This window comes from Paenibacillus sp. S33, from assembly GCF_053615415.1.
In genome coordinates this window covers 5,150,449-5,175,158 of the sequence record NZ_JBSIEZ010000001.1, presented here as the reverse complement: position 1 = coordinate 5,175,158, position 24,710 = coordinate 5,150,449, and the positions used below count along the sequence as shown (strand labels likewise).

General features: G+C 46.7%; 23 protein-coding genes and 1 riboswitch. Of the genes, 13 read left to right on the top strand and 10 right to left on the bottom strand.

All coding sequences use genetic code 11. The features are described 5' to 3' along the window. Window positions 1–34: 34 nt before the first annotated feature. Window positions 35–493, top strand: coding sequence for a hypothetical protein (locus ACWGXJ_RS23515; RefSeq protein ID WP_322172983.1), 459 nt, complete (start codon window positions 35–37; stop codon window positions 491–493). A gap of 69 nt (window positions 494–562) precedes the next feature. On the opposite strand, the gene ACWGXJ_RS23510 is transcribed toward ACWGXJ_RS23515, so the two are convergent. The 5 genes from ACWGXJ_RS23510 to ACWGXJ_RS23490 all read right to left on the bottom strand — a co-directional run bounded on the left by ACWGXJ_RS23510 (window position 563) and on the right by ACWGXJ_RS23490 (window position 3,756). Then, window positions 563–1,000 carry an AbrB/MazE/SpoVT family DNA-binding domain-containing protein gene (locus ACWGXJ_RS23510; RefSeq protein ID WP_061830486.1) on the bottom strand — a complete coding sequence of 146 codons (438 nt, stop codon included), beginning with the start codon at window positions 998–1,000 and terminating at the stop codon, window positions 563–565. A gap of 186 nt (window positions 1,001–1,186) precedes the next feature. Next, entirely contained in the window at window positions 1,187–1,906 is a 720-nt protein-coding gene (locus ACWGXJ_RS23505; protein WP_061830484.1) for a 3-ketoacyl-ACP reductase, read from the bottom strand. A 120-nt stretch (window positions 1,907–2,026) separates the two neighbouring features. Next, entirely contained in the window at window positions 2,027–2,878 is an 852-nt protein-coding gene (locus ACWGXJ_RS23500) for a DUF4097 family beta strand repeat-containing protein (RefSeq protein ID WP_061830482.1), read from the bottom strand. A 4-nt stretch (window positions 2,879–2,882) separates the two neighbouring features. Beyond that, a complete protein-coding gene (locus tag ACWGXJ_RS23495) occupies window positions 2,883–3,434 on the bottom strand; it encodes a DUF1700 domain-containing protein (RefSeq protein ID WP_250266875.1) in 552 nt (183 codons plus the stop codon). After that, complete coding sequence (locus tag ACWGXJ_RS23490) at window positions 3,427–3,756, bottom strand: PadR family transcriptional regulator (RefSeq protein WP_061830478.1); 330 nt, start codon at window positions 3,754–3,756, stop codon at window positions 3,427–3,429. Before ACWGXJ_RS23490 ends, ACWGXJ_RS23495 begins: the two co-directional genes overlap by 8 nt. A 381-nt stretch (window positions 3,757–4,137) precedes the next feature. Between ACWGXJ_RS23490 and ACWGXJ_RS23485 the strand changes: the two genes are divergently transcribed. Further along, the gene (locus tag ACWGXJ_RS23485; protein WP_348620873.1) at window positions 4,138–4,671 is read left to right on the top strand and encodes a DUF6985 domain-containing protein; all 534 of its coding nucleotides are present in this window, start codon (window positions 4,138–4,140) and stop codon (window positions 4,669–4,671) included. A gap of 88 nt (window positions 4,672–4,759) precedes the next feature. Here ACWGXJ_RS23485 and metE read toward each other — a convergent pair whose 3' ends face one another. The 4 genes from metE to ACWGXJ_RS23465 all read right to left on the bottom strand — a co-directional run bounded on the left by metE (window position 4,760) and on the right by ACWGXJ_RS23465 (window position 10,825). Beyond that, the gene (gene metE / locus ACWGXJ_RS23480; RefSeq protein WP_452567693.1) at window positions 4,760–7,078 is read right to left on the bottom strand and encodes a 5-methyltetrahydropteroyltriglutamate--homocysteine S-methyltransferase; all 2,319 of its coding nucleotides are present in this window, start codon (window positions 7,076–7,078) and stop codon (window positions 4,760–4,762) included. 161 nt (window positions 7,079–7,239) lie between these two features. Continuing rightward, a riboswitch (cobalamin riboswitch) is annotated at window positions 7,240–7,435 on the bottom strand. Window positions 7,436–7,619: 184 nt separating this feature from the next. After that, window positions 7,620–8,117 (bottom strand): anaerobic ribonucleoside-triphosphate reductase activating protein, encoded by a 498-nt coding sequence (gene nrdG, locus ACWGXJ_RS23475; RefSeq protein ID WP_061830472.1) that lies wholly within the window; start codon window positions 8,115–8,117, stop codon window positions 7,620–7,622. Then, window positions 8,114–10,063, bottom strand: a complete 1,950-nt coding sequence (locus ACWGXJ_RS23470; protein ID WP_452567692.1) for an anaerobic ribonucleoside triphosphate reductase — start codon at window positions 10,061–10,063, stop codon at window positions 8,114–8,116. Before ACWGXJ_RS23470 ends, nrdG begins: the two co-directional genes overlap by 4 nt. 291 nt (window positions 10,064–10,354) lie before the next feature. Continuing rightward, the gene (locus ACWGXJ_RS23465; RefSeq protein WP_023990816.1) at window positions 10,355–10,825 is read right to left on the bottom strand and encodes an AbrB/MazE/SpoVT family DNA-binding domain-containing protein; all 471 of its coding nucleotides are present in this window, start codon (window positions 10,823–10,825) and stop codon (window positions 10,355–10,357) included. Between the two features lie 233 nt (window positions 10,826–11,058). On the opposite strand from ACWGXJ_RS23465, the gene ACWGXJ_RS23460 reads away from it, so the two are divergent. Both ACWGXJ_RS23460 and ACWGXJ_RS23455 read left to right on the top strand, forming a co-directional pair. Then, window positions 11,059–14,004, top strand: coding sequence for a glycoside hydrolase family 3 C-terminal domain-containing protein (locus ACWGXJ_RS23460; RefSeq protein WP_452567691.1), 2,946 nt, complete (start codon window positions 11,059–11,061; stop codon window positions 14,002–14,004). A gap of 66 nt (window positions 14,005–14,070) precedes the next feature. Continuing rightward, on the top strand, window positions 14,071–14,544 hold the full coding sequence (locus ACWGXJ_RS23455) for an Rrf2 family transcriptional regulator (RefSeq protein WP_452567690.1): 474 nt from the start codon (window positions 14,071–14,073) through the stop codon (window positions 14,542–14,544). A 67-nt stretch (window positions 14,545–14,611) separates the two neighbouring features. Here ACWGXJ_RS23455 and ACWGXJ_RS23450 read toward each other — a convergent pair whose 3' ends face one another. Then, window positions 14,612–15,703, bottom strand: coding sequence for a diguanylate cyclase (locus tag ACWGXJ_RS23450; protein ID WP_452567689.1), 1,092 nt, complete (start codon window positions 15,701–15,703; stop codon window positions 14,612–14,614). A 224-nt stretch (window positions 15,704–15,927) separates the two neighbouring features. Between ACWGXJ_RS23450 and ACWGXJ_RS23445 the strand changes: the two genes are divergently transcribed. The 9 genes from ACWGXJ_RS23445 (at window position 15,928) to ACWGXJ_RS23405 (ending at window position 24,620) form a co-directional block, all read left to right on the top strand. Further along, entirely contained in the window at window positions 15,928–17,562 is a 1,635-nt protein-coding gene (locus tag ACWGXJ_RS23445; RefSeq protein ID WP_322172965.1) for a spore germination protein, read from the top strand. Continuing rightward, window positions 17,540–18,781 (top strand): Ger(x)C family spore germination protein, encoded by a 1,242-nt coding sequence (locus tag ACWGXJ_RS23440; protein WP_452567688.1) that lies wholly within the window; start codon window positions 17,540–17,542, stop codon window positions 18,779–18,781. Before ACWGXJ_RS23445 ends, ACWGXJ_RS23440 begins: the two co-directional genes overlap by 23 nt. 25 nt (window positions 18,782–18,806) lie before the next feature. Continuing rightward, a complete protein-coding gene (locus tag ACWGXJ_RS23435) occupies window positions 18,807–19,916 on the top strand; it encodes a GerAB/ArcD/ProY family transporter (RefSeq protein WP_250260198.1) in 1,110 nt (369 codons plus the stop codon). Further along, complete coding sequence (locus tag ACWGXJ_RS23430) at window positions 19,913–21,058, top strand: GerAB/ArcD/ProY family transporter (RefSeq protein WP_452567687.1); 1,146 nt, start codon at window positions 19,913–19,915, stop codon at window positions 21,056–21,058. Before ACWGXJ_RS23435 ends, ACWGXJ_RS23430 begins: the two co-directional genes overlap by 4 nt. Before the next feature lie 403 nt (window positions 21,059–21,461). Next, window positions 21,462–21,857 (top strand): Fur family transcriptional regulator, encoded by a 396-nt coding sequence (locus ACWGXJ_RS23425; protein ID WP_023990809.1) that lies wholly within the window; start codon window positions 21,462–21,464, stop codon window positions 21,855–21,857. Then, entirely contained in the window at window positions 21,833–22,672 is an 840-nt protein-coding gene (locus tag ACWGXJ_RS23420) for a response regulator transcription factor (RefSeq protein ID WP_250260200.1), read from the top strand. Before ACWGXJ_RS23425 ends, ACWGXJ_RS23420 begins: the two co-directional genes overlap by 25 nt. Window positions 22,673–22,818: 146 nt before the next feature. After that, window positions 22,819–23,232 carry a BlaI/MecI/CopY family transcriptional regulator gene (locus ACWGXJ_RS23415; protein ID WP_039271686.1) on the top strand — a complete coding sequence of 138 codons (414 nt, stop codon included), beginning with the start codon at window positions 22,819–22,821 and terminating at the stop codon, window positions 23,230–23,232. A 2-nt stretch (window positions 23,233–23,234) separates the two neighbouring features. Next, window positions 23,235–24,095, top strand: coding sequence for a M56 family metallopeptidase (locus tag ACWGXJ_RS23410; protein WP_069290603.1), 861 nt, complete (start codon window positions 23,235–23,237; stop codon window positions 24,093–24,095). A 117-nt stretch (window positions 24,096–24,212) separates the two neighbouring features. Then, window positions 24,213–24,620 (top strand): DoxX family protein, encoded by a 408-nt coding sequence (locus ACWGXJ_RS23405; RefSeq protein WP_341162852.1) that lies wholly within the window; start codon window positions 24,213–24,215, stop codon window positions 24,618–24,620. The last annotated feature ends 90 nt before the right edge of the window (window positions 24,621–24,710 follow it).

The following is a 24,710-nucleotide window of genomic DNA, read 5'->3' as shown; positions in this document are numbered from 1 at the left end:
CTTTATATATCCTGGTTTGAGGAGCGAAGCTAAGTTGGAAAGAAATCAGGCAGAGCGCATTGTCGCTGAGCTGTTGGAACGGGCTGCTATAGGTGTGACAGTCAAGCTGGAGAAACGTTTTCCTGGTGGAAGGCTGATTGGGGGCAAGTATGCCATGAATGCTCACGTCATTACCATGTATACGGACGTTATCGAAACACAGTGTGTACAGATGTTCGGCAGCGTTGATCGAGTTGAGGAGTATTTTACGGTTGTGCTTGCACATGAGATCGGGCACGCCGCCGATACGGAATTAGTGGACCTCTCCGATGCGTTGGAGCAAGAGAACGCGATAGGGACCCGGCAACGACTTGCGCTGCAAATTGAAGAAAACGCATGGAATTATGCGCTTAGACTGGTGCCTGAAATAGAAGCAACGTTTATTTCTGCCGTAATAGACGAGTCCTTGCTGGCCTATCGGGTCCCGGTTATAGAGCAGTCCGACATTGCGTAACGATGATGATCCAAGAGCCGTCAGGCTCTTTTTTTGTTGATTAGAACAGACGAGATCGGGTCGGATGATTTAAAGAAGTAGCTTTTTAAGCTGCGACACGCGTCCCTGGGATAGTTCGAGCATTTCGGCTAATTCTTTTTGAGATACATTAGGATGCTCCTGCATGAGCTGTTTTAGTTTATTCAGGAGATCATTCTGATTTCTGTAACTCCTTCTTTTCTTGGGCTGGACAGGACGGGATTCATTCAAATGACTGGAAGGATTATCGCTCTTCAGATTTTCAATACAACTTTTACATATCAGATGATCCCTAAAATAGCTCAAATGATCTACGGCACCACAAAAATAGCAAGAAACCCCCGTATACTTGCGAATCATCAGTCCCTCTGGGGTAATAAAAAAATCGAGGGCATCTCCAATATTAATATTCATAGAATTGCGCAGCTCCTTGGGCAGCACAATGCGGCCCAAATGGTCTAATGGCCGTGTCATTCCTGTGTTCTTCATCATTTTTCCCCTTTCCTGAAATGCGCTTATAGTTGTAGGAATTGTATGTATATATGCTGGAAGTACAAAGCGCTTATATTACAGTTTGTTTTGGTATAGCTATGCTGAAAAAAAAGCTCCGGCATGACGAACAATTACGTCTGCCGGAGCATTGTACAGCCAATGAATCTAAGATGTCATGTCGAATTACTGTGGGTTGGTTGTCCAAATACCGGCTACTTTTAATTGAACCCGTGGAGGCAGTTTCAATGCGGCTAATGTCAGATCGGCCAAATCCTGCGGTTGAAGCATGCGATCCTCATCACCAATAGACAATCCTGCGTTTGCCGCCAGTTCTGTATTGACAGTACTTGGAGTCAGCGCGGTGACGCGAATATTGGATTTGCGAACTTCCTGCATCAGTGCTTCCGTGAAGCCCATCAAAGCAAATTTGGATGCGCAATATGCCGAGCCTGTTGCAAAACCTCGTTCTCCTGCCGTCGAGGAGATATTAATAATGTTTCCGCTCTTTTGTGCCAGCATGCTTGGAAGAGCAGCATGTGTAACATAATAGGTTCCCATCAGGTTTACGCGAATAATACGTTCCCACTCTTCGGGGTCCATATCTGCGACTGTGCCAAAGGTAGCAATGCCTGCATTGTTGATCAAAATATCGACAGCGCCCAATTCGTGTTCCAGTGAAGCTACAGCGGCAGCGGCCTGTGCGCGATCCGATATATCTGCAACAGCACTCACCACTTTCACACCGTATGTACTCCCCAGCGAATCCTGCAGCTTTTGCAGGTCAGTCAATGTTCGTGAGATTAATCCCAGGTTAACGCCTTCCTTGGCTAAAGTTTCGGCAATTGCTTTACCGATTCCTTTGCTGGCTCCTGTAATAATGGCTGTTTTATTCTTAAGTTCCATCCAGTCTCCTCCTTTTCACTCCATAACGTGGTTGTGCATGTGAGCACATGGTTACATTATACAAGGTTAAACTCATTGAACCAAACTTCGCCTCTGATGAGGTATTCATCTAGAGGTCTCCTATTTGGAAATATTAATATCCCCTGAGGTGGTTTCTACCTTTATCACGTTCACACTACCGGGAACAGATTCGGGAGTATCTATACTCCCAGAGTCAGAGTGGACATTATAAACACCTTTAAAATCGGGAGCTTGTTTAATCTTCACGTCACCAGAATCAGCATTCACTTCCAAGTTGGCTACGGCACGTTGCGTAATATTTGTCTCCCCTGAGGTTAGGGAAATAAGGCCATTACCGCTATAATCGCGGATGGTAACATCGCCTGAAGTAAGCTTCAACTCCATATCTGCTGCAAGCTGACTGGCTGTAAAATTGCCGGATGTTAAATTTGCGATCAGGTGGGTACTTTGGAGGTTTGTAATCTCGGCAGTGCCTGAAGTAGCGGTGATGGAAGTATTCTGCACGGAGGCATCTTGAAGTTTTACATTCCCTGAATGTGCATCTACCTGTAGGTCAGTTAGTGTTTCGCCGGAGGGCATCTCTACGGTAATCGTTTGATCCAAATCAGGGGTGATCGAAAGAAATGACAAGGAAGCGGCCGGCTCCGATTGAATCGTAAGCTTACCGTTCTCAATTCGGGCATTATGAATTTGGTCGGCTACCTTTGTCTGAACTTCTCCACTAATGCGTATCGTACCTTGGTCGCCAGAGCCGGGAGTAAACAAAATAGAGACATCATCAGAACTGTCCACTTTCAGCTTCTGTAGCTGACCACGTGTGAACGTCCATTTTTTGTTAATCGCAGTTGTTTCCTTCATGACTTGTTGACTCCATGGGGCACCGTAAGCCACCATTCCGGCTACACCGATCACAATGCACAGACCTGCTGCAATAAACCACTTTTTATTCATGTTGTTAGTAAGCTCCCCTCAGGGTAGTCTGATTCCATTTCCAGTATCGTACTGTGCCTTTGACCATAAGGAGTAAGAGATAACGTACTCCAGGCAGCAGCAATAGACCTATACCCGTCATCGTGATAGAGAAAAAGAATTTGGCCGGGTAAAAGGTGCTGTTCAGCGCATAATCAGTAACGGCGAGAAGGGGGGCTGCAATGAAGCTGACCGCTACCACGGTCAATGAAACCCATACTACCCATAGGGTAGCCATAATCGGGATGGAGATCAGCAAGTTGAGAAACAGCAGTCCTAAGAAAGTAAAAAGATTGCGTGCGAAGCTTCCCTGGCGAAGCGGAGGAGAAGCGTTCCAGGCTGCATTGGGATCATCCAACGCTTCTCGGGCAATATCCTCTGGGTTACCCAGCTCATTGGCAATCTCACTTTCGCTTTTTCCATTGACCAACCCGTAGTCAAAATGCTGGCTCAAATCACTAAGCAGCTCATTGCGTACCTCTGCAGGGAGAGGAGAAAGACGCTGCTCCACCTCTGTAAGAAACTGTTTTCTATTCATCGGAATTTCCTTCCTCCAGTAGGCTTGCGACATGATGGACAAAATCATTCCATTCCCGCGTAAGTATTTTTGTATAATGGCTTCCAGTATCAGTCAGCCGATAATATTTGCGGGGAGGTCCCTCGGTCGATTCCTGTAAATACGTTGTGCAGTATCCTTCTGATACCAGACGGCGAAGCAGTGGATATAGGGCTCCCTCAGCTACTTCAATATGACGGGAGACGGCTTGAGCCAACTCGTAGCCATAACGGTCTCTGCGTCCAATTAGAACTAGAACGCACAGTTCCAGTACCCCTTTTTTGAATTGGATGTTCACATTCACGAGCGGTGCTCCCTTCCTGGATGTTATCAATGATTCATAGGTGTCGTTCGGAATAAGGGGAAGAAACGTGTGTTTGTGCATAATTTGTCACGGGTACTAATTATAGAACAGTAGTCAGGTATAATTTAACATCATGTACTGATTAATGCAAGGTACTAAATTTTTAATAATAAAATATTTGTGCCGAAATGGGTATATTTTCTTTCTTGAAGGCTTTATTGAATAGCGAATGTTGTAGAAAAAAGTAGTTTCATTTGGAAATTCCTCGAAATATGGCTGGAAGCCCAAATAGGATGCCGCTTTAATTTCATTCATTAAAATGATAGATTGTAAAGTATTCAATAGGTTTAAAGATTACTTTTTATGAAGAGGTGGTAAAGGGTGGATTGGAAACACTGGTATATGGAACTGGAACAGGATGATGAGTCTTGGGATGTATCTGAGGAGATTGTTCTGCGTGGTGTAGTACATGTTAATTTTTGCGGGCAGCCCTCGGAAGTAGAAGTCGAATTTATCGTGGGAGCCGACTCCGAAGAACAGGCACAGACTATAGAAGAACCTACACAGTTGCAAAAAAAGACATGGGAGCAGTATATGGAATATTCGTCAACTATTCATCCTCAAGTGTTGGAGTCCATACACCATCATTATGCTGGCATAGTGGAAAAGTACCGGAATGCTTACAGTACATGGGGAGAGGACCCAGATGAATATGCGCCTTATGTGGAGCGGCCGGAACAATTGTTGGATCGAATACAGCTTATGTCTATACTGATTTCCGACTCATCGGCAAAGGATGAACTGTATTTGAATTTTAGTTGCTCCTGGGATCGAGAACATGGCTTAGGCGTACATATGAAGCAGATGAAAATGGAGCATATTCAAGGCGTATATACATTATATGATCTAGAATAAATCCCCCTTCCTGGCTTTTAGCAAAAAGGGCCGGAAAGGGGAATAGGATAAGGCGAAAATGATGGCGCGATTGGATACGATAAAAAAATTAGTTGGATACAGCCAATGCAGCCCGGGCTGCTTGAGCCGCTTGTACCATTTGTCGCAAGGCGGCGACAGATTCCTCTTTGGTACGGGTTTTCAGACCACAATCTGGATTAACCCAGAACAAATCTGATGGCAGTACGCGCAGGGCACGCTGGATCATGCTTAGCATTTCAGATACATCGGGGATGCGCGGGCTGTGGATATCGTACACGCCCAGACCGATGCCTTTGTCGTATACCTGATCTTCAAAGCTGACAATCAGTTCTCCGTGGCTTCGCGAGGTTTCAATAGATATAACGTCGGCATCCATATCGGAGATGGACTGAATCATATGCTGAAATTCGGAATAGCACATATGCGTATGGATTTGGGTCGCTGGCTCAACGGTGGCCGTGGTCACAAGGAAGGCTTGAACCGCCCAATCCAGATAGGCTTGCTGCTGTTCTTTTTTCAGCGGAAGCCCTTCACGAATTGCAGGCTCATCGACCTGAATCATGCCGATGCCCGCTTGTTCCAGTGCCTCTACCTCTGCCCGTAATGCCAGAGCCAACTGTAAAGCAACTTGACTGCGTGGAATATCATTACGTTCGAAAGACCAGTTCAAAATGGTCACAGGACCCGTAAGCATTCCCTTAACAGGCTTGGAAGTTAACGATTGGGCGAATGCCGTTTCTTCCACGGTCATGGGCTGATCGAAGGAAACGTCTCCGTATATAATCGGCGGTTTGACACAGCGGGAGCCGTAGGACTGCACCCATCCGTTTTGCGTAAAAGCAAAGCCGTTCAGCTTTTCGCCAAAAAATTCAACCATGTCGGTCCGCTCAAATTCCCCATGTACAAGCACGTCAATGCCAATGTCCTCTTGGATATCAATCCATTCCTTAATTTGCTGTTGGATGAACGTTCGATATTGCTCGGCAGACCATTCTCCTTTGCGATAGTGCAGGCGGGCCTTGCGGATCTCGGCGGTCTGCGGGAAGCTACCAATGGTCGTCGTAGGCAGTGGAGGCAACTTCAGCTTATTTTGCTGAATCTCACGACGCTCGGCGAAAGGAACGCTGCGTGACAGAGGCTCTTTGGCCAACAGGTCGGCCAGATCGGCAGTTGTCTGTACGCGTGCCGCTGAACTGTTGAAACGGGCTACCGCATCTGCACTTTGTCCAAGCTTGGTGAGTGCGGATGGATCGTGTTTGCCAAGTGCAGCTGTCAGGATGGCGATTTCCTCTAGCTTTTCATCAGCAAAGGCCAGCGCTTGCACCAGCTCCTTGTCCAGCTTGTGCTCTGCCTCCAGGCTGACTGGCACATGCAGCAGACTGCATGATGGCTGTACGATAAGCTGCTCGGCAGTGGTCTGTTCTGCTAACTGACCCAGCAGTGCAGCTACAGCGTTCAGGTCGCTGCGCCATATATTGCGTCCGTCAATGACACCAGCGCCCAGCGTTTTTCCTTTAGGAAAGCCATGCTGCAATATATGCTGAAGATTTTCGCCATCATCATACACAAAATCAAGACCCAGCCCCTGTACCGGAAGTGCGGACAGACGCTCATAATGATCTAGGCTGCCAAAGTAGGTTTGCAGCATTATATTTAAGGAGGGCGCAGCTTGGGTCAAAGCTTCATAGACTTCTTGAATAATGTCCAGATCCTCTACTGGGAATGAGGTGGTCAGGACAGGTTCATCGATTTGTACCCACTGAACACCTTCTGCTGCTAGCTCAGACAGGACACGGGTGTATAAAGGCAGGAAGGTTCTTATAATAGAGGCAAGCTCCTTACGATCATAGCCTTTGGAAAGGGTAACGAATGAATAAGGGCCGATGAGAACCGGTTTACCCTCAATGCCTAGTTCCTGTTTTGCTTCACGATAAGCCTGTAAGGGTTTATTTTCAGTGAATACCGGGACTGCATTTGCCAATTCGGGAACGATGTAGTGATAATTGGTATTCATCCATTTGGTCATTTCACTGGCGGTTGCTCCCTTCTGACCGCGAGCGATCCCGAAGTACACGGACAGAGGAATCGGACCTGCGGGACGATAGTTGAACCGTTCAGGTACTAGACCGAACATCACAGATGTATCCAGCATGTGATCGTAATAGGAGAAGTCTCCGACAGGAATGCGATCAATCCCCTTATCGCGCTGCTTGCTCAGATGCTCCAACCGTAATTTTTTCATTTCCGTCTGCAGTTCGCTTTCGTTAATGCTGCCGTTCCAGAAGCGTTCCAGTGCTTTCTTCCATTCCCGATTTTCGCCGATACGCGGATATCCCAGATTACTGCTAATTAAGCCGGACAATTCAGGCCATTCAATAATGGACATGTACTTTTCCTCCTAGCGGGTAGCTGTTTTATTTTTACGTACCAAAAAAGGCATTCTTCCCCCCAAAGTTAAAAATAAGTAGGGGAAAGAATGCCTCCGTGATTAAAAAATCAAAAATACGGCGACTGCTTTTAACACCTCCCTATCTTCCGTAGGTACTTGCGATGTTGTTAAAATAGGCAGGTCTCCTGACTTACGGATCATGACGCTCAGCATTCCTTCCCGGTCTGTGGACCAGTGGATATATGAACAGCTGAAAGTTCCCCGTTTACAGTGGCGGGACCGTGCCGGATTTGCACCGGCTTCCCTTTTAAGCCTGATCTGAATAGAACAGACACCTATCTCCAAGCTATGCGGTTAAGGTATGACGAATAATTATGCACTCGTATACTTGTTCACCATCATAAGTGAAACTTACAGGATGCGCAATAGAAACTCCAATGGAATCTGTTAGCTATATCTAATCTAAGACAAGCCTTACCCATGATGGGGGCTTGTCTTAGATTAGATATAGCATCTTGCTTGCTGGGTAAGCATCGCCTTATGTCAATGAAACGGTATAGCCTGCCTGAATACTGGCTTTCACATCTACCAGACGCTGGTTGCGACTGCCCCGGAAGGGAAGGGTCAGGTCCTTTTGCTGTTCTACAAAACGACCGTCCACAATCACATCGCACAAAAGCGCCAGTTCCTGTCGCTCCTGATCTGTGAGTAGATCTTCATAGACAAAGCCAGTGTAAGCCCACACGGTTCGGTCGGGACAGGCTTCGCGGAAGTCACGCACAAATTGCGAGCATTCTGCTGCTGAGAAAAACGGGTCTCCCCCGCAGAGAGTCAGTCCATCCAACAACGGATTTTCCATGATGTCACGAATGACCTCCTGTTGTCGTTGGGGGGTGAATGGCTCGCCTGCACGGAAGCTCCATGACTCTGGATTAAAGCATCCAGGACAGGCATGACGGCAACCGCTAATGAACACAACGGTGCGCAGGCCGTATCCTTCGTTCAGAGATTCCGGAATGTAGCCACACAAATTCACTTATGTTTCACCCGGTCTCGAACTTCTGCCTGTTTTGCGGCATTAAAGCGAACGGTATAATCTCCTGTCAGATATCCGGTTACCCGACGTAAGCGCTGAAAGTGTGTGTGCTCCTCATCTGTGCCACATTGGGGGCAGCTTGTCCCGATAATCCCTTCATAACCACATTCCGTACAACGATCCACCGGATGGTTGATGGAGAAATAGCCGATGTTCTGATGCAGCGCATACTGAACAATTTTAAGAAACGCATCCGGGTTATTCCGCGCATTACCGTCCAGCTCAATGTATGAAATCGCACCAGCGTTGCATAGGTTATGGAACGGAGCTTCCAAGCTGATTTTACGAGCAGCCGGGAGCGTGTAATACACGGGAATATGAAAAGAATTGGTGTAATATTCTCGATCATTTACCTCAGGAATAATCCCGAAATCACGTTGATCCAGCAATGTGAACTTGCCCGACAGACCTTCGGCAGGCGTAGCGAACAATGTAATATTTAAATTGTGATATTCACTCATTCGATCGCAATACACGCGCATGGAAGTGATGATTCGCTGTGCCTCGCGGTATACAAAATCATCCTCCCCGTGGTGTTTCCCGTATAGTGCCTTCATGCACTCAGCCAGCCCGATGAACCCGATCGAAAGCGTACCGTGTTTTAGTACGCCTCCCACCTTATCATCTGGTGCCAGTTGTTCTCCACCTTCCCATACCCCTTCGCGCATCATAAAGTCCGAGGCTTTGGCCGGTTGGCTGGTCTGGATTTGATAGCGATGAATTAGGCCATCTACCGCAATGCGCATAACTTCTTCTAGTCTCGCATCAAAGCGATCACGGTCAGGTGTCAGGCGTTTGCCTGTGCAAATACCATATTCAATGCCAAGCCGCACCAGATTAATGGTATTGAAGGAGAGATTCCCCTTGCCACTCTGCCGGTTTCTACCGAAACGGTCAGAAATGGTGCGGGTACGGCAACCCATTGTCGCTATAATGGTATCTGGATCATCAGCACGGTAAAAAGGCAGGTTGAAGGTGGCATCCACATTCACAAAATTGGGATACATCCGTCTGCTAGAGCATTCTACCGCCCGTAAGAACAAATCATAATTGATGTCGCCTTCTGCCTGGTTGATTCCCTCTTTACATTGGAAAATATGCTGTGGAAAAATAGGAGTTTCCCCGCTGCCCAAGCCGCGAATAGTGGCCTCTAGCAGCGATTGAGTAACAAGCCGTCCCTCAGCAGACGTGCACATTCCGTAATTCAGTGAAGTGAATGGAATCTGTCCCCCCGCCCGACTGCTCATGGTGTTCAGGTTATGAATGAGCGATTCAGCAGCCTGCCGGGTTTCCGTCTCCGTTTCTTCGCGTGCGAATGCGTATGAACGAGGGCAGACTTCTTGCAAATGGGGATTGGCCATATGTAGTTCGTCGTCAGGTAGACTGGATTCTATCTCTTCCTCGAACAACCGGAGTCCCTTGCGCAGATGCTTGCGGAAGGACCGGGCAACGTATGGGGCAAGGTCCCAATCGATTTTATTGGCAGAGACACCTCCGAATTGGCTGTTTTGCTGAGACTGGAATATGATGGCGACTAGTGCCATAGCAGACATAATCGTTTGCGGTGTGCGCACAGAGCCGTTGCCTGTATTGAAGCCGTCTCGCAGTAAACGACCAAAAGGAATAAAGATACAATTTGTAGTTCCGAGTGCATATTGGTCCAAATCGTGAACATATACATACCCGTGGTCAATCGCGTTCGTCAGTTCAGGCGGAAGTACCCGCAGGCGCGCATACCATTTGGCATACTCGGACCCAAGCTTGCTCATTTTGCCGCTGAACGATTCTCCATTCAAATTTGCATTCTCCCGCAGCATGTCCAGATCTTGTGCCCCAATGACCCGTTCGCCGATGTCGTATAATTGATGTTCCTCCAGCACCTTCATCGTAAAACCCTCCATATAGTAAAATATATATATTTTTCACAAAAACAACATATTGATGATATCTTGTGTTAACCAATTGTTTCGATCTATATATTGTATATACGTATACATTGAGAGTATGTGACTATTGTCACATTGGTAGGGGCGGGCAGCATAAAAAAGCCAGATACAGAGTAAGGGACACATCCACGGATATGCACCTTACTCTATATCTGGCCATCGTAGTTGCGATGAAAATGATAGGCTTGCGAGTACATAGTATATGATCTTGGGATATTGTTTTGAGAAGGTTTAGAGTAGCTTTTTCAACTGGGACACCCGGCCTTGGGAAATATCTAGCATTTCGGCATATACTTTTTGTGGCAGGTTCGGGTGTTCCTGAATCAGCTTGCGTAGCTTTTTTACCATTTCACCTTGCTGCACTCTAGATTGCTTGGGTTGCCAGGTTGTGTTGGTTCGGGTCGGCTTAGAATCTTCTTGAGCCTGGATAGCATCGGTGCTTGTGGCATGCACATTTTCATCGGTCTTTAATACCTGGATGCACTCTGCGCAAATAAAGCTGTCGCGAAAATAAGTTAAATGATCCACCGCGCCGCAAAATTTGCAGGAGACACCGGTGTATTTTCTTAGTACAAACCCTTCTTCATCTACGAAAAATTCAAGTGAATCACCGATATTGATATCCATTGTGGTCCGCATTTCCTTAGGAAGTACAATCCGGCCCAATTGATCTAGAGGCCGTGTCATTCCAGTATTTTTCATTAGATCTTCCTCCTTCCATGATATATCCTGATTATACCAAAAAATATTATTTTTAGCTTTGTATATTGAAGGTAAAATACAACTTTTTTTGTCTTTATGCTGCGGTCTCTCTTTCAACCAGTATAGGATGTTTTCGGTATTGTTGCCGGGGTATCCCTTTTTAGCTATGATATATTAAAACGCTTTCATAAATGAACTTTTTATCATCTTATTAAGCTAAGGAGATGACGGATATGAGTCATGAAACAACGGGTATCGAATATTTATTTCAAGATCCGAAGATTCATCTGAATGAGCGTGTACGGGATCTTGTGTCGCGACTAACCTTGGAGGAAAAGGTTGAATCCATGTTGCAATACCAGCCGTCCATTGACCGATTGGGAGTCGCAGCTTATAAGCACGGTACGGAAGCGGCACACGGGATAGCGTGGTTGGGTGAGGCGACTTCATTTCCTCAGCCTGTAGGATTGGCATGTACTTGGGATACGGAATTAATGCGCCTCATCGGCTCTGTTATCGCCGATGAGGCGCGTGTGTACTATCGTCGTGATCCCAAATTAAACGGTCTGACCCTGTGGGCACCTACAGTGGATATGGAGCGTGACCCAAGGTGGGGACGCAATGAGGAAGCTTACGGCGAAGATCCATATTTGACGGGAGAGCTGTCAAAGGAGTTAGTCAAGGGGATACAGGGGGATCATCCGGTATATTTGAAAGCGGTCGCAACTTTAAAACATTTTCTAGGTAACAATAATGAAGTGGATCGGGGAAGTGGCTCCTCCAGTATAGATCCACGAAACCTGCGAGAATATTACCTAAGAGCCTTTGAGAAGCCTTTTAGGGAAGGCGGCGCCCAGTCGATGATGACTTCTTACAACCTGATTAATGGAACGCCTGCTACGTTATATTATGGGGTTAACGATATTGTCAGGGACGAATGGGGGATGGACGGTTTTGTCGTAAGTGATGCGGGTGATGTCATGGGGATTGTCAACGATCATCAGTATTACGATTCACACACGCCAGGTGTGGCCGAATCTATTCGGGCGGGAATTGACAGCATTACAGATGATGCAGAGCTCTCCAAACAGGCGATTCGTGAAGCCTTGGCGCAAGGAACGCTACAAGAAGAAGACTTGGATCGGGCATTGTTCCATACGTTCCGTGTCCGTTTTCGTTTGGGGGAATTTGATCCGGCGGCAGACAATCCTTATGCCTTAATCGGAGAGGAAGCTCTCCTGACAGAGCAAGCCCGTGAATTGTCGTTGCGTGCGGCGAGGGAGCAGATCGTATTGCTTAAAAATGAGCATGAACTCTTGCCTTTGAACCCTGCCCGGTGCGGCAAAGTAGCGGTCATTGGTACGCATGGCAATGAGGTGTACCGCGACTGGTATTCCGGTACGCTGCCCTACCGGGTTACACCGCTGGAGGCGATTCGTGCCAAACTGGAAGGTGAGGACGCAAAGGAACGCGTCGTGTACCGTGATGCCAAGAATCGCGTGACCTTGACGGCGGCAAATGACGGAGCGAAGCTCACAGTCGATTCTTCTGGTGAGATGCGCCTGTCCCAGGATGGAAAGCCCACGATATTGACCATGACGGATTGGGGCAATGGCAGTGTGACGTTACATGATGAGCATCTAGGTACTTACGTGACGAGTGATGAGGAGACGCTCCGTGTGACAGCTGATGAAGCGTATGGCTGGTATGTCAAAGAGGTCTTTGGGCTGACTCCTGTTGAACAAGGAGAGCATCTGTGGACAACATGGAATGGCAATTCAGTGATTGCCGGAATGGAGGGCTCATTAAAGGTAGTGGAGGCTGAAAAATCTGTACTTCACGCTGTAGAGAGTAACGCCTCGACAGTTTCAGGACAGAGCCATACAACATTCCAGGTAGAGACGGTGTCAGATGGTTTAGCGGAAGCGATAGCCGCTGCGCAAGCGGCAGATACAGCAATTGTATTTGTTGGAAATCACCCGCTCATCAATGGAAAGGAAGAGAATGACCGTCCAGGCTTGGAACTGGCAGCTTCCCAGCAACGGCTTATCGAGGAAGTGTATCGCGTCAATCCGAATACGATTGTGGTTCTGACGGGCAGCTATCCATTTGCCATCCCTTGGGTTCAGGAGCATATTCCAGCGATCGTATACACGTCTCATGCGGGACAAGAGCATGGTACAGCAATAGCGGATGTGTTATTTGGAGACTACGCGCCAGCGGGGCGTTTGAACATGACTTGGGTTCAGAGCGAGGATCAATTGGGCGACATTAAAGATTACGATATTATTCGCGGCGGTCGTACCTATCAATATTTTGAAGGTGAACCTTTATATCCGTTTGGCCATGGATTGACGTATTCGCCTTTTGAATATAATGACCTGCGTACGGATGCCCCAAAGGATAGCTTAAAGTCTATTGCTGCACTGGATGCCGTGGATACGCTCCAGGTGTGGGTAGAGGTGACGAATCGGGGCGTAGCTGCTGGTGAAGAGGTCGTACAACTCTATGTACGGCCCGGTGCCTCACGAGTAAAGCGACCACTGAAGACATTGTGCAGTTTTCAACGTATTCGCTTAGAGGCAGGTGAGACGAGAACGGTTTCCTTTACGATTCGGATAAAGGATTGGGCAATTTGGGATGTTACACGGGATTGCTATTGCGTTGAATCGGGAGAATATACACTGCTAGCAGGCGCTTCCTCAGCGGATATCCGGTTGGAGCACCCTGTGTATGTTCGTGGCGCAGTTATTCCACCACGTCAAGCCGGACGAAGTATCCGCGCTGAAAACTTTGATGATTGCTCCGACATCGTACTGGATGAAAGCAAGGAGCAAAGGGAGGCTTGTGTACGTCCGCGCACACCTCAACGTTCCGGTTGGATTGCCTTTCATGGCGTAGACATGGATACGGTGAGTGTGGTCGAGTTTCAGTGCCGCGTGTCAGGCAACAGTAGCGATGCCACAATTGAGCTGTGTTTGGATGCGCCGGACAGCGAAGCTGTGGCACGTGTGAACGTGGGCAATACAGGAGGAGCGCAAGCATGGGCTACGCTCGCGGAAGCGGTACATTCAGTCTCTGGCACACGTGATGTATACCTGTTGTTGAGCGGAGAAGTGCGGCTAGCTCATTTTACTTTGGGCGCTAATGCTACAGAGGATTCCGGCTTTCAGGCTTGAACTTACTTCTGACATCACGTACAATGCATTCAACGAAGTTTCTACAGCTTAGGGGTGTCATCTCATTTGAATAGTGAAAAACGACTACGCACCGCAACGCCCAAATGGCTTGGGGTGGCGGTAAAGGCGCTTGTCTATTTGGAAAAGTACGGAGAACTCTGTGCCAGCGGTTCTATTGCCCGTTCCATTGACTGTGAAGTCACTTTGGTGCGCAGGGTGCTGACGCGACTTGTACAGGCAGATTTGATTGCAGCACGCGAAGGTCGTGAGGGAGGCTATGTGCTTACCCGTTCGGCCGACCATATTACACTTGCCGATATATACCACGCTATTGAAATATGTGATCCAATTTTCCCGGGTATGATGCATGAACCGGAAACCAATCCTTTTTGTGAGGAGTTGGCGATAGCCGTATCCGAAATTTTAGCCGAGAGCGAACAACGTATGCTAGAAGTATGGGGGTCCCATACGCTGGCTTCGCTTGCCAAGCGTACATCACTCGTGGTGGGGAAATGCAATCATAATGAAGATTCAAAATGATAATAGCCGATGCAACTCTCAAGAGAGGGTTGTATCGGCTATTTCTATGAAATGGTCATGCCTCAAATTATATTTCATATGAGCAAACCCGGTTACGTCCTGCATTTTTAGCTTCGTATAGTGCTTTATCTGCCTGCTCCAGCAGGGCTGCTCCGGACATATCTTCCCCGGTACCAGGAAAGGTCGTCACGCCGATGGACACCGTGACTTTAAGAACAAGATCGTCCGCTAAAATAAACTCGTGCTGATTTACTCCACTAAGAATCTGATTAGCTATGCGCAGCGCTTGCCGAAAAGCACAATTCGGCAAAAGCACGGTGAATTCTTCCCCCCCGCTGCGAGTGACTACATCATTAGGACGACATTTTTCCATTAAAATCTGCCCAAGCTGGCGCAGCACTGCATCTCCTGCCGCATGTCCGTAGGTATCGTTGACTTCCTTGAAGTGATCAATATCCAACACCAGTACAGATAAGTGCTCATGACGTTGGCGAGCTTGAGGGAGCTTTTCTTCCAATGAAAACTCAAGCTGTCTTCTGTTGCTTAAATTAGTGAGATGGTCTGTGTAGGAGGTATGCTCCAGTCGAAGTAACAGCTCATTGGATGTGTTGATAGATTCAGCAATGAGGTACAGAAGACATCCGCCGACCATGGAAATGAAGAATTGGAGCGGATACACGTGCAGAACATCATCAAGATCTTTTAAATTAACCATCAGGGAACAAAATATAAAGCCCAAAGCAAAAATGTTCATCATAATCAGCTTGGGCAAACGTGACCACGACAAATGTGACAGTATAGCGCACCCCAGACCGGCAAACAGCATAAAAACAGCGCCTACGATGGCTTGAGTGTTAATACCAAACAGTAATAATCTACCTACACATATAAACAGGGTAGCCATGAGTGCTGCTGGGGCGCCGATATACGTTGCGGTAGCTACGATGGCCAAATGACGAAGATCGGCAATCGTATTAAATCCTACTGGAATTGAATAGTACATCATAACTATGCCGTAGCACCCAAAAAGGGCGCCTCCAATCCAATGTACCTTACGTTTCAAGGTGTGCAGTCGGATTTTATATCTTTGTGATATAAGGCCTGTTATGTACAAAAAGGTGACAAGGATACAGGTATTTACAAAAAACGTACTGAACAAGATGCTAACCCTCCCGAGAGGCATATTCCTTCATTTTATCAAAAAAACTGACATTAAGCTTGCAAATGAAGAATTTATTGAAATTTATTACGCGGGTGCGCTTATAGCGTTTCGTTCACATGTTTGGTGCATAACTGGGAATAGATTGAGCATACTCCAAAGATACAAGAATAAGGAAAAATGGGCGGTAGCTATTGCTGCCTTACTGGAGATGAGGTTTGCTCATGATTCGCTATCCCTATCGCAAACATAATAAAAAGTCGGGTGCGGACAGGAATAAAGAAAATTCTTCACGTTCTTTAAAGATCGAGGCTCATTTGGATACCAACTTGCAGCAAATTAAGGAATCGACGTCTAACAGCCCAGACTTCTTGATTCGCCGTTTTAATGTCGGACTAAAGGCGGATGTTCCTGCCGCCATTGTATTTCTAGATAGTATGGTCAAGACGGATACGGTGAATGAGCTCGTCATGAAATCATTGCTTAGCCGCCCATCTGCCGAGGTGGCTGCTGAGGTAGAAAGTGCAGAAGAGCTTTACAATCGGATACAGGCTCATGCGCTGGAACTGGGTGAAGTGAAGGATTGCGATGATTGGAATTCCATGATGGAACAACTCTTGATGGGAGATACGATCATTCTGCTGGAAGGCTGTAAAAAAACCATCGCATGCGGCACACGCGGAGGAGAGACACGGGGGGTTAACGAGCCCTCCACACAGTCTGTCGTCCAGGGGCCGAAGGATGGATTTGTGGAATCCCTGTTCACGAACGTCTCTCTTGTACGTCGGCGGATTAAAAGCTCCGATCTTACGATGGAGATGTTCAAAGTGGGAAGTACGTCCCTCACGAATGTGGCCATACTGTATATGAAAAATATTGCAGATTCAAGTGTCGTAGATGAAGTTCGCAAACGAGTAAAAGCCATCAATATTGACGCCATATTTGAATCCGGCATGGTAGAAGAGATGATACAGGACCAAAATCTCACACCATTTCCAACGATCTATAACTCGGAAAGACCGGATACGATTAGCAGCAACATTATGGAGGGTCGGGTGGCACTCATCGTCGATGGAAATCCATTTGTACTGGTGATGCCCACTGTATTTGCTCAATTTTTTCAAAGTTCTTCCGATTATTCGGAACGTTATGACATGGCAACTGTCATCCGAGTCATACGTTATATCAGCTTTATTATTCTGATTTTGGGGCCTTCTCTCTACATCGCCTTAACCACTTATCATTATGAAATGATACCAACCCCACTGCTGATCAGCATACTAGCGCAGCGGGAATCCGTTCCTTTTCCGGCATTTCTGGAGGCGTTTATTCTGGAAATCACCTTTGAAATCTTGCGAGAAGCAGGTATTCGAATGCCCCGTGTGGGCGGACAAACGGTATCCGTTATCGGTGCGCTTGTATTGGGACAAGCGGCTGTGGAGGCTGGAATTGTCACCCCGCTGCTCACGATTGTAGTAGCGCTGACGGGGATTGCCAGCTACGCGATTCCGGCATATAACATGGCGGTAGCCGGGAGACTGTTCCGGTTTGTTTTTATGGTGCTGGCTGCATTTATGGGGCTGTATGGCATTACATTGGGGCTCATTGCGCTGATCGCCCATATGAACAGCCTTCGCTCTTTTGGGGTACCCTACATGGCCCCTTTCAGTCCTTTTGTGCTGGAGAGTCAAAAGGATGCGGTATTGCGAATGCCATTTTGGATGATGCGGAAACGTCCTAAAAGTATTACATCAACGAATCAGACACGAATGAAGGATGGAAGCGGGATTTCCCCTTCCGATAAAACTTCACCAATGCGGGAGGGGGGCGCTCAGGGTGCATCTGGAGAAGGGGAGTAAACGAAGCACAGTAACCTTTAAATGGAGAATATGGATGCTGAGTTTGGTGGGGCTACTAGTCATGCCGCTTCTCTCTGGCTGCTGGGATTCAGTGGAGTTGAACCAGCGGGCAGTAGTCGCGGCTATAGGCATTGATGCGGATGGGGAATCGGATTATGTGGTTTCCCTACAGATTATCGTAGCGGATGAAATTGCCGGGGCTAAGGCCCGAGGAAATACCCCAGTCGTGCTGTTTCAGCAAAAGGGAAGCAACCTTTTTCAAGTGATTCGCAAAGCTTCACAGAAGATTCCGCGGGTAGTTTCTCTGGCCCATGCGAGGATTGTCGTTTTTGGAGAAAAGCTGGCTCGACGTGGTATCGGGGATACGTTGGATTATTTGGAAAGGGCCGCGGAGCCCCGACTAACGATGAAAATGCTGGTAGCACGCGGTGAAACGGCCAAGAACGTACTGGCATCCATGACTGCAATCGGTCGTATTCCTGCTAATGATATCTCGGGTAAGCTGGAAGCGTCCCAGCGTATGTACGCCGGGGATTACGCAGTGAGTCTAGACGATGTTATCCGGAGTATGTCCAATAAAGGTAGTGGCCCTGTCCTTACTGGTGTAGAAGTAGAAGGTAATTTGGAGCAGGCTCCCCTTAAGGCTAACGTGGATACTATTTTGCCCGAAGCGGTTGTTCGCATTAACGGTATGGGTGTGTTCCGTAAGGATCGTCTCGTCCATTGGCTGGACGATAACCGAGCTATTGGATTATCTATAGTAAACAATAAAGTGAAAAGTGCTGAAACCGCGTTGGGCTGCGGCAAAAAAGGTGAAACCATTGGAATCGAAACCTTGTATTCTAAAACACATGTACACAGCCTGATCGAGCAAGGGAAGCCGGTATTTGTTATTAATTTGGAGCAGACCGGGACGATTCAGGAAGCCGAGTGCTCGATTGACTTAAAAAGTCCAGAGGTTATGTATAGCTTGCAGAAACAGTGGGGAGAAGAAACAAAAAAAGTGATTACTTCAACGGTTAAGGAGGTTCAGCGTAGCCGTAGTGATGTACTCGGTCTAGGCCATGCACTGGAGAAAAGCCATCCTGAACAGTGGAAAAAACTCTCACCTGAATGGAGCCGCTATTTTGCAGAAAGCACCGTTCGTGTTCAGGTGACTTCGGTACTGAAGCATACACAGTCACGGACTAGCCCTTATTCAAAGGGAGAGTCCAATTAGTGAAATCGGGAAAGGAGGGAAGGCATTGAAAAAGATACAAATCGACGCAAAAGAGATGATTTCCCTGATGATGCTGTTTGAGTTGGGGACGTCCATGATGTCTATTCCCGGAAGAGATGCGGGCAAGGATGCGTGGATTGCTATTCTTATCGCCGCAGGTTTGGGAGCCCTACTTTTTCTATGCTACGGCAGCCTTCACCGCCACTTTCCCGACCTACTCATGACACAGTACTGCAAGGTGCTCCTGGGCAAAACTGCTGGGAGCGTGCTTGCCTTTTTATATATTGTGTTTTTTCTTTACGGTGGAGCACGCGATCTTCGAGATACTGGAATACTGATTGCCGATCGGACATTACAGCATACGCCGTTAACTATCGTCTGTGTCCTGATGATTGGTCTTGTAATGTATGTGATGCATTTGGGAATTGAGGTCGCAGGCCGCACGGGACTTATGCTGTTATTTTTGCTGCTGCTGCTGGGCTTCGCTACGAATATCATGATTTTATTGTCAGGCATTGTTCATATGAGCAATATATTGCCTATTGCTCAGCATGGCTGGCAGCCGGTATGGGAGGTTGTCTATTCACAAGCCTTGATGTTGCCATACGGTGAGATGGTCACGTTTGCGATGATCCTTCCCACATTAAAGAAAGGCTACCGTGCCAACGGGGTTGGGGTCACCGCTGTATTGTTGGGAGGCGCAATCCTGTCTTTTGTTACACTGTCAAATGTGGTTGTGCTTGGGGAGGACGTATTCAAACGGGCCACTTACCCGCTGCTTTCTATGATCAGCAAGGTGGAAATATCAGATTTCGTCGATAGAGTGGATGTAATTGGGGTCATGACTGTCATTATTTTTGATTTTTTCAAAATTTTCATTTTCTATTATGCAGCGGTTAAGGCTGCTGAAGATGTATTACGTGTTTCATACCATAAACTGATTCTGCCGTTTGGGCTTATCATGCTTGTTTCTTGCGTGTTGATGGCTCAGGGTTATCAAGAACATCTTACAACAGGCAAGTTTGTACTGAAATGGGTGTTTCCGATATTTGCTGTGTTCTTTCCTTTCTTGTTGCTTATGGTGTCATGGCTGAAAAAGTTTCGCAACAAAAAAAGAAAGGAGTATGCCTCGTGAGTCATCGTCTTGAAAACAAAACATACATCAGCACGGGGCAATTGCTCATTCTTATGTTTCATTTTCTTACAGGCAACGCAATTACCATTAATATGAATAGTTATATGCAGCGGGACACCTGGATTATCCAACTCGTTGCTATGATTCTGGGTATGGTATTATTCCGAATGTACTGCTACACAGCTGAAACGTTCCCTGGTAAGCCTCTCACAACCTATGCTAGCGAATTGGTCGGTCATACATGTGGAACAGTCATGGGAGTATTATATATTTTGTTTTTTTTATTTCTAACAGGCGGGAATTTGCGCGATGAGACAGAGCTAATTCGTATTTCCGTACTGGAGCAAACGCCCAGCCTCGTCGTTGCCTTCCTTATGGTTTTGTGCGTAATGTATGTCCTTTGGTTAGGATTTGAAGTATTAGCTCGAACAGGACAAATCATGCTTATTGCAGTGGTGACTGTCATTTTTGTGGGAAATGTACTGTTGATTTTATCGGACAGCATTCATTTGCATGAGCTGACGCCGGTGATGGAGCATGGCTTTAAATCTGTGCTTCATTCAGCCATTCGGGAACATTTGGCATTTCCATACGCAGAAATGATTTGTTTTATGATGTTCGTGCCCCATTTGGAAAAAACGTCGCAGATGGCCAGAACAGGCTATGCGGGCATTATCGTAGGTGGTTTCGTTTTAGCTGAATCCGCAATACTAAATGTGGCTGTTATGGGCACTGACATTGCACAGCGCTCCATCTTTCCTTTACTCAGCACCTTTGGGAATGTACAGTTTTCAGAATATTTACAACGTCTGGATGTGATTGTTCTGATGACGATGATTGTGGGCGATTTTTTTAAAATTGCCCTGTTCTTCTATGCTGCGGTGCTCGGGATCTCCGATATTTTTAGCCTCCCCTACCGGAAAACACTACTTTTTGTCGGAATCATTGTCTTACTGTGGTCACAGGTACAAACACCCAGCATGATTGAGCACCTTGCTTTTGGACGATTATCGTTTATTTATATTCATCCGTTATTTGTTTACATCTTTCCCTTGCTGCTCTTTTTGGCCGCTCTTTTGCATCGAAGCAGAGTTAGAACCCGAGGAAGAAGCGGAAACTTTAAGAAAACGGGACCATCGTGAAAAAAGGAAGTGAAATCCGTATTTAATTTGTTTTTTTGCCACGGTCACAAAGAATACGAGCAGCATTCCTGCCAAGACGATATATTCGGATGGACGCATAGTGCTAAAAGCCAATGCCATCGGCTCCCACGGGGTATGAGTACTGAATAGCCAGTTCACTAGCAGATTGGTGCCGAGCATAAGCATCATAAAGAGTGTGAATATCCACAGTATTTTCATAAAATATTCCTCCGATGTGTATGAGCTGAGATGTACCATGTATACATTGTGTTGCAAAGCCGTTCAATTTATCCGATCCCATTGACTTGAAATAAATTAAGATTTATACTTATTCTAAATTGATCTTTATTATGATTGTAAGTTTGTAATTAATATAATCTGCGTTGGTTAAGGGAGATGCGGCATGAGAACTTTAAATTTAACTTCGCAGCGCCAAGCGGTATATGATGTGGTTCGTGAAGCCCACGATCATCCTACTGCGGCCGATGTTATGAATCGGTTGATGGAGCGCGGATATAATCTGGCCTATGGAACGGTATATAATTCACTGCGTTATTTGACGGATAAGGAATTAATCCGTGAATTGAAGCTGGGGGAAGCTGCTAGTCGTTATGACGGACGGATGGACGATCATCAGCATATTATTTGTCAGGTTTGCGGCCGGGTAGATGAAGTAATGAGTGAAGTCCCCCATGATTGGATTGACACGGTTGCGCATGAAACGGGGTATAATATTGCCCATGCCCATGTCGTATTCGGAGGAGTGTGTAAGGAATGCCAAAGCAAGCGAATCAGATAACGAATCGTTTCAAAGTGGCTGACATGCCTAGACGGGTGAAGGGCAGTTGGACATCGATGTTAGCAGCTCCCTCTACACCTACGGTGCAGACCGTTCCCTCCAATGAGCCTTTGTATTGTCCGACCACACGTCGTATCATTCTAATCAGTTCGGTACCGGGTGTAGTTCACGGGTTGGTGCGTACGTTGTCAGATGCGTGTTTTGATGTGATGGTTTTTCATCGCTGGGAGCCTGAAGTGCAGCGTCATCTGGGAAGCGATCTGTTGATTTACGATTTGACCGCCACCGAACCACAGAATGAATTACTGGATATCCGCAATCGTCTGGAGGTAGAACACATGAAAGACACACCGGTTATGTACGTGGTTCAGGATCGGGTGTCTGTACATGCGAATGAGCTGCTTCCTTCAGAAGAGGTGCTGGTGTGGCCGCTGGCTTCCAATCATATGGTGCATGACATTGAACGGATGATTGTACGCCATCCTGCCGTTTCCCGTCAGGCAGCGCAAGCCAGCCGTCGTACGGTGTTCAAGGACATCTGGATTGACCGAGATAAAATGCTGGTATATAAAGAAGAGAGTCAACTGAATCTGACTAAAACAGAATACGATTTGTTGCTGAAGCTGATTGATGCTCAAGGCAAAGTGATCTCTCGCGAGCAAATGATGCACGATATCTGGGAGACGGATTTTGTAGGCGGTAGTAACGTTGTAGATGTGCATGTCAAAAGTTTGCGTAAGAAGCTAGATGATCGACCTGCGGAACCTGAATATATTGCAACCGTAAGAGGTGTAGGATACAGATTGGCAGATTGACCTGAAAGTTATGAATACCGATGAATTTCCGCCGGATGGAGACATTCGGCGGTTTGTATATGATTCCATGAAGAAACTGACATTAGGTGTGACGGTTGACTTTAGCCGGATATATACACTACAATCGGTAGTGTGAGGTGCTTCTTATGAAACGACTGAATTTTAAAGCTGGCGAAACTGGGCTTAACCGATTTTTCGGGCCTCTGGAAGCCAAGATTATGGATATTTTATGGTCCACTTCGGATCGGAGTATCAAAGAAGTGCAGACCGCGTTGGAGGGGGATCGGGACTTTAACTTCAATACGGTAATGACCGTGATGAACCGTTTAGTGGACAAGGGGATACTGAGTAAGAGTATACGTGGGAGAACGTCTTTATATCGTCCAGTTTTAAGTAGGGAAGAGTTCATGGATGAGCAATCCAAGGGACTCAGTCACGAATTGGTGGATGAATTTGGTCCGCTTGCTGTCAATCATATGATTGATGCTCTGGAGGTGGCCGATCCGAAGTTGATCGAACGTCTGGAACAAAAAATTAAACAATGGAAAAAGGATATGTAGCGATGTGGAAAACACGTTCTAAATTACTGTTTACAGCAGGCGCCTTGATTTCGGGTTTCGCCCTTATACAGATGGGTATGTACGCTGGGCAGCATGTTTTCGGCTGGAAATTGAATTATAACGTGTTTCAAATTTGCAGAAGTTTGTTGCAGCACTACGGAATTGGCTACATGGTGGATGCGCTCAGCGGGCTGGTTTTCGTTACCTTCGCTATCGCCGGAGGAGAAGCAGTCAGACAGTGTATGGCTACCAGGGCAGCTTTTCGCAGACTGCACCGAATGCGTGATCTGTCGCTGACCGAAGCACTGGGTGAGCGATATCGTGAACTCGGGACCGATCGGATATGGGTCATTGATTATGCCAAGCCAGCCGCCTTTACGATGGGATTATGGAAGCCACGCATTGTATTGTCCTCTGCACTATTGTCCGTACTGGACAAGCACGAGGAAGAGGCTGTCATATACCACGAAGCCTATCATATGAAACATTATGATCCGTTGAAGACCTGGTTGCTGCAAGTGTGTGCTAAACAGCTGTTTTACTTGCCAGTGCTGCGTCACATTACCAATCATTATAAGACGGCCCGTGAAATTTTGGCTGATAACGAAGCGATCCATCGAGCTGGTTCACCCGTTGGGATTGGGAGCGCATTGCTCAAGCTTCTGAGTATGACACCTGCCAATACTCGCCTGGTAAACTCGGCCGCTTGTTCCTCGTTTGCAGAAACGTCCATTAATTATCGTATCTCACGTATTTTAGACCCTCAGCAAGAACCTGTCATTCAAATGCCTTGGCGTTCGATTATGTTTTCCAGCTATGTGCTAGTGATGCTGACACTTATGTTCGCACTGGCGCTAATCTAGTTGGACAAGATGTTTCTTACGGGTGGTGCTTTTCGCGCTCCCGATTCTCAATGTGCAATACACTACACTATGTAGTTTGTTGCAGGATTTTTATACAATTTAAAAGGAGATGAGCAAATGAATCAAACGCTTATGAATATTGGATTATTGTTGGTACGAATCTTTACAGGGGTTATTTTTATCGTTCACGGTGCACAAAAGTTTCAGGGATTAGACGGAACCTCCGGCTTCTTCCAAAGTATCGGACTCCCTGGTTGGATGGCCCCTGTGGTCGCTACGGTTGAGCTGGTTGGAGGAATTGCACTGGTTCTGGGTATCGGAACACGACTGGCTGGAGCGGCATTGACCATTGTTATGATTGGTGTATTGCTAACCGCTAAAAAAGGACAGCCTTTTGGCTCGATTGAATTTGATCTGCTGATTCTGTTCACCAGCCTTCAGCAAGCGCTTGTCGGTGGACGTTTTCTGGCAGTGGATCAGTTATTTGGCCGTAAAAAGACTGAAAACAGTAACGTACAGGTCTAAATGTTCATATAACCGCGTCCTTAGTCTTATAGGGCGCGGTTTTTGTTTTTCTCCTTTGTGAAATTTTATTGTAAATCATTTGCTACTTTC

What these genes read in the sequence shown, in the direction of transcription:
- ACWGXJ_RS23510 (WP_061830486.1), bottom strand. Translation starts at nt 1,000, where the DNA reads ATGAAGAACACAGGAATGACACGGCCATTAGACCATTTGGGCCGCATT.
- ACWGXJ_RS23505 (WP_061830484.1), bottom strand. Translation starts at nt 1,906, where the DNA reads ATGGAACTTAAGAATAAAACAGCCATTATTACAGGAGCCAGCAAAGGA.
- ACWGXJ_RS23500 (WP_061830482.1), bottom strand. Translation starts at nt 2,878, where the DNA reads ATGAATAAAAAGTGGTTTATTGCAGCAGGTCTGTGCATTGTGATCGGT.
- ACWGXJ_RS23495 (WP_250266875.1), bottom strand. Translation starts at nt 3,434, where the DNA reads ATGAATAGAAAACAGTTTCTTACAGAGGTGGAGCAGCGTCTTTCTCCT.
- metE (WP_452567693.1), bottom strand. Translation starts at nt 7,078, where the DNA reads ATGTCCATTATTGAATGGCCTGAATTGTCCGGCTTAATTAGCAGTAAT.
- ACWGXJ_RS23470 (WP_452567692.1), bottom strand. Translation starts at nt 10,063, where the DNA reads ATGAAGGTGCTGGAGGAACATCAATTATACGACATCGGCGAACGGGTC.
- ACWGXJ_RS23465 (WP_023990816.1), bottom strand. Translation starts at nt 10,825, where the DNA reads ATGAAAAATACTGGAATGACACGGCCTCTAGATCAATTGGGCCGGATT.
- ACWGXJ_RS23460 (WP_452567691.1), top strand. Translation starts at nt 11,059, where the DNA reads ATGAGTCATGAAACAACGGGTATCGAATATTTATTTCAAGATCCGAAG.
- ACWGXJ_RS23445 (WP_322172965.1), top strand. Translation starts at nt 15,928, where the DNA reads ATGATTCGCTATCCCTATCGCAAACATAATAAAAAGTCGGGTGCGGAC.
- ACWGXJ_RS23425 (WP_023990809.1), top strand. Translation starts at nt 21,462, where the DNA reads ATGAGAACTTTAAATTTAACTTCGCAGCGCCAAGCGGTATATGATGTG.
- ACWGXJ_RS23420 (WP_250260200.1), top strand. Translation starts at nt 21,833, where the DNA reads ATGCCAAAGCAAGCGAATCAGATAACGAATCGTTTCAAAGTGGCTGAC.
- ACWGXJ_RS23415 (WP_039271686.1), top strand. Translation starts at nt 22,819, where the DNA reads ATGAAACGACTGAATTTTAAAGCTGGCGAAACTGGGCTTAACCGATTT.
- ACWGXJ_RS23410 (WP_069290603.1), top strand. Translation starts at nt 23,235, where the DNA reads ATGTGGAAAACACGTTCTAAATTACTGTTTACAGCAGGCGCCTTGATT.
- ACWGXJ_RS23405 (WP_341162852.1), top strand. Translation starts at nt 24,213, where the DNA reads ATGAATCAAACGCTTATGAATATTGGATTATTGTTGGTACGAATCTTT.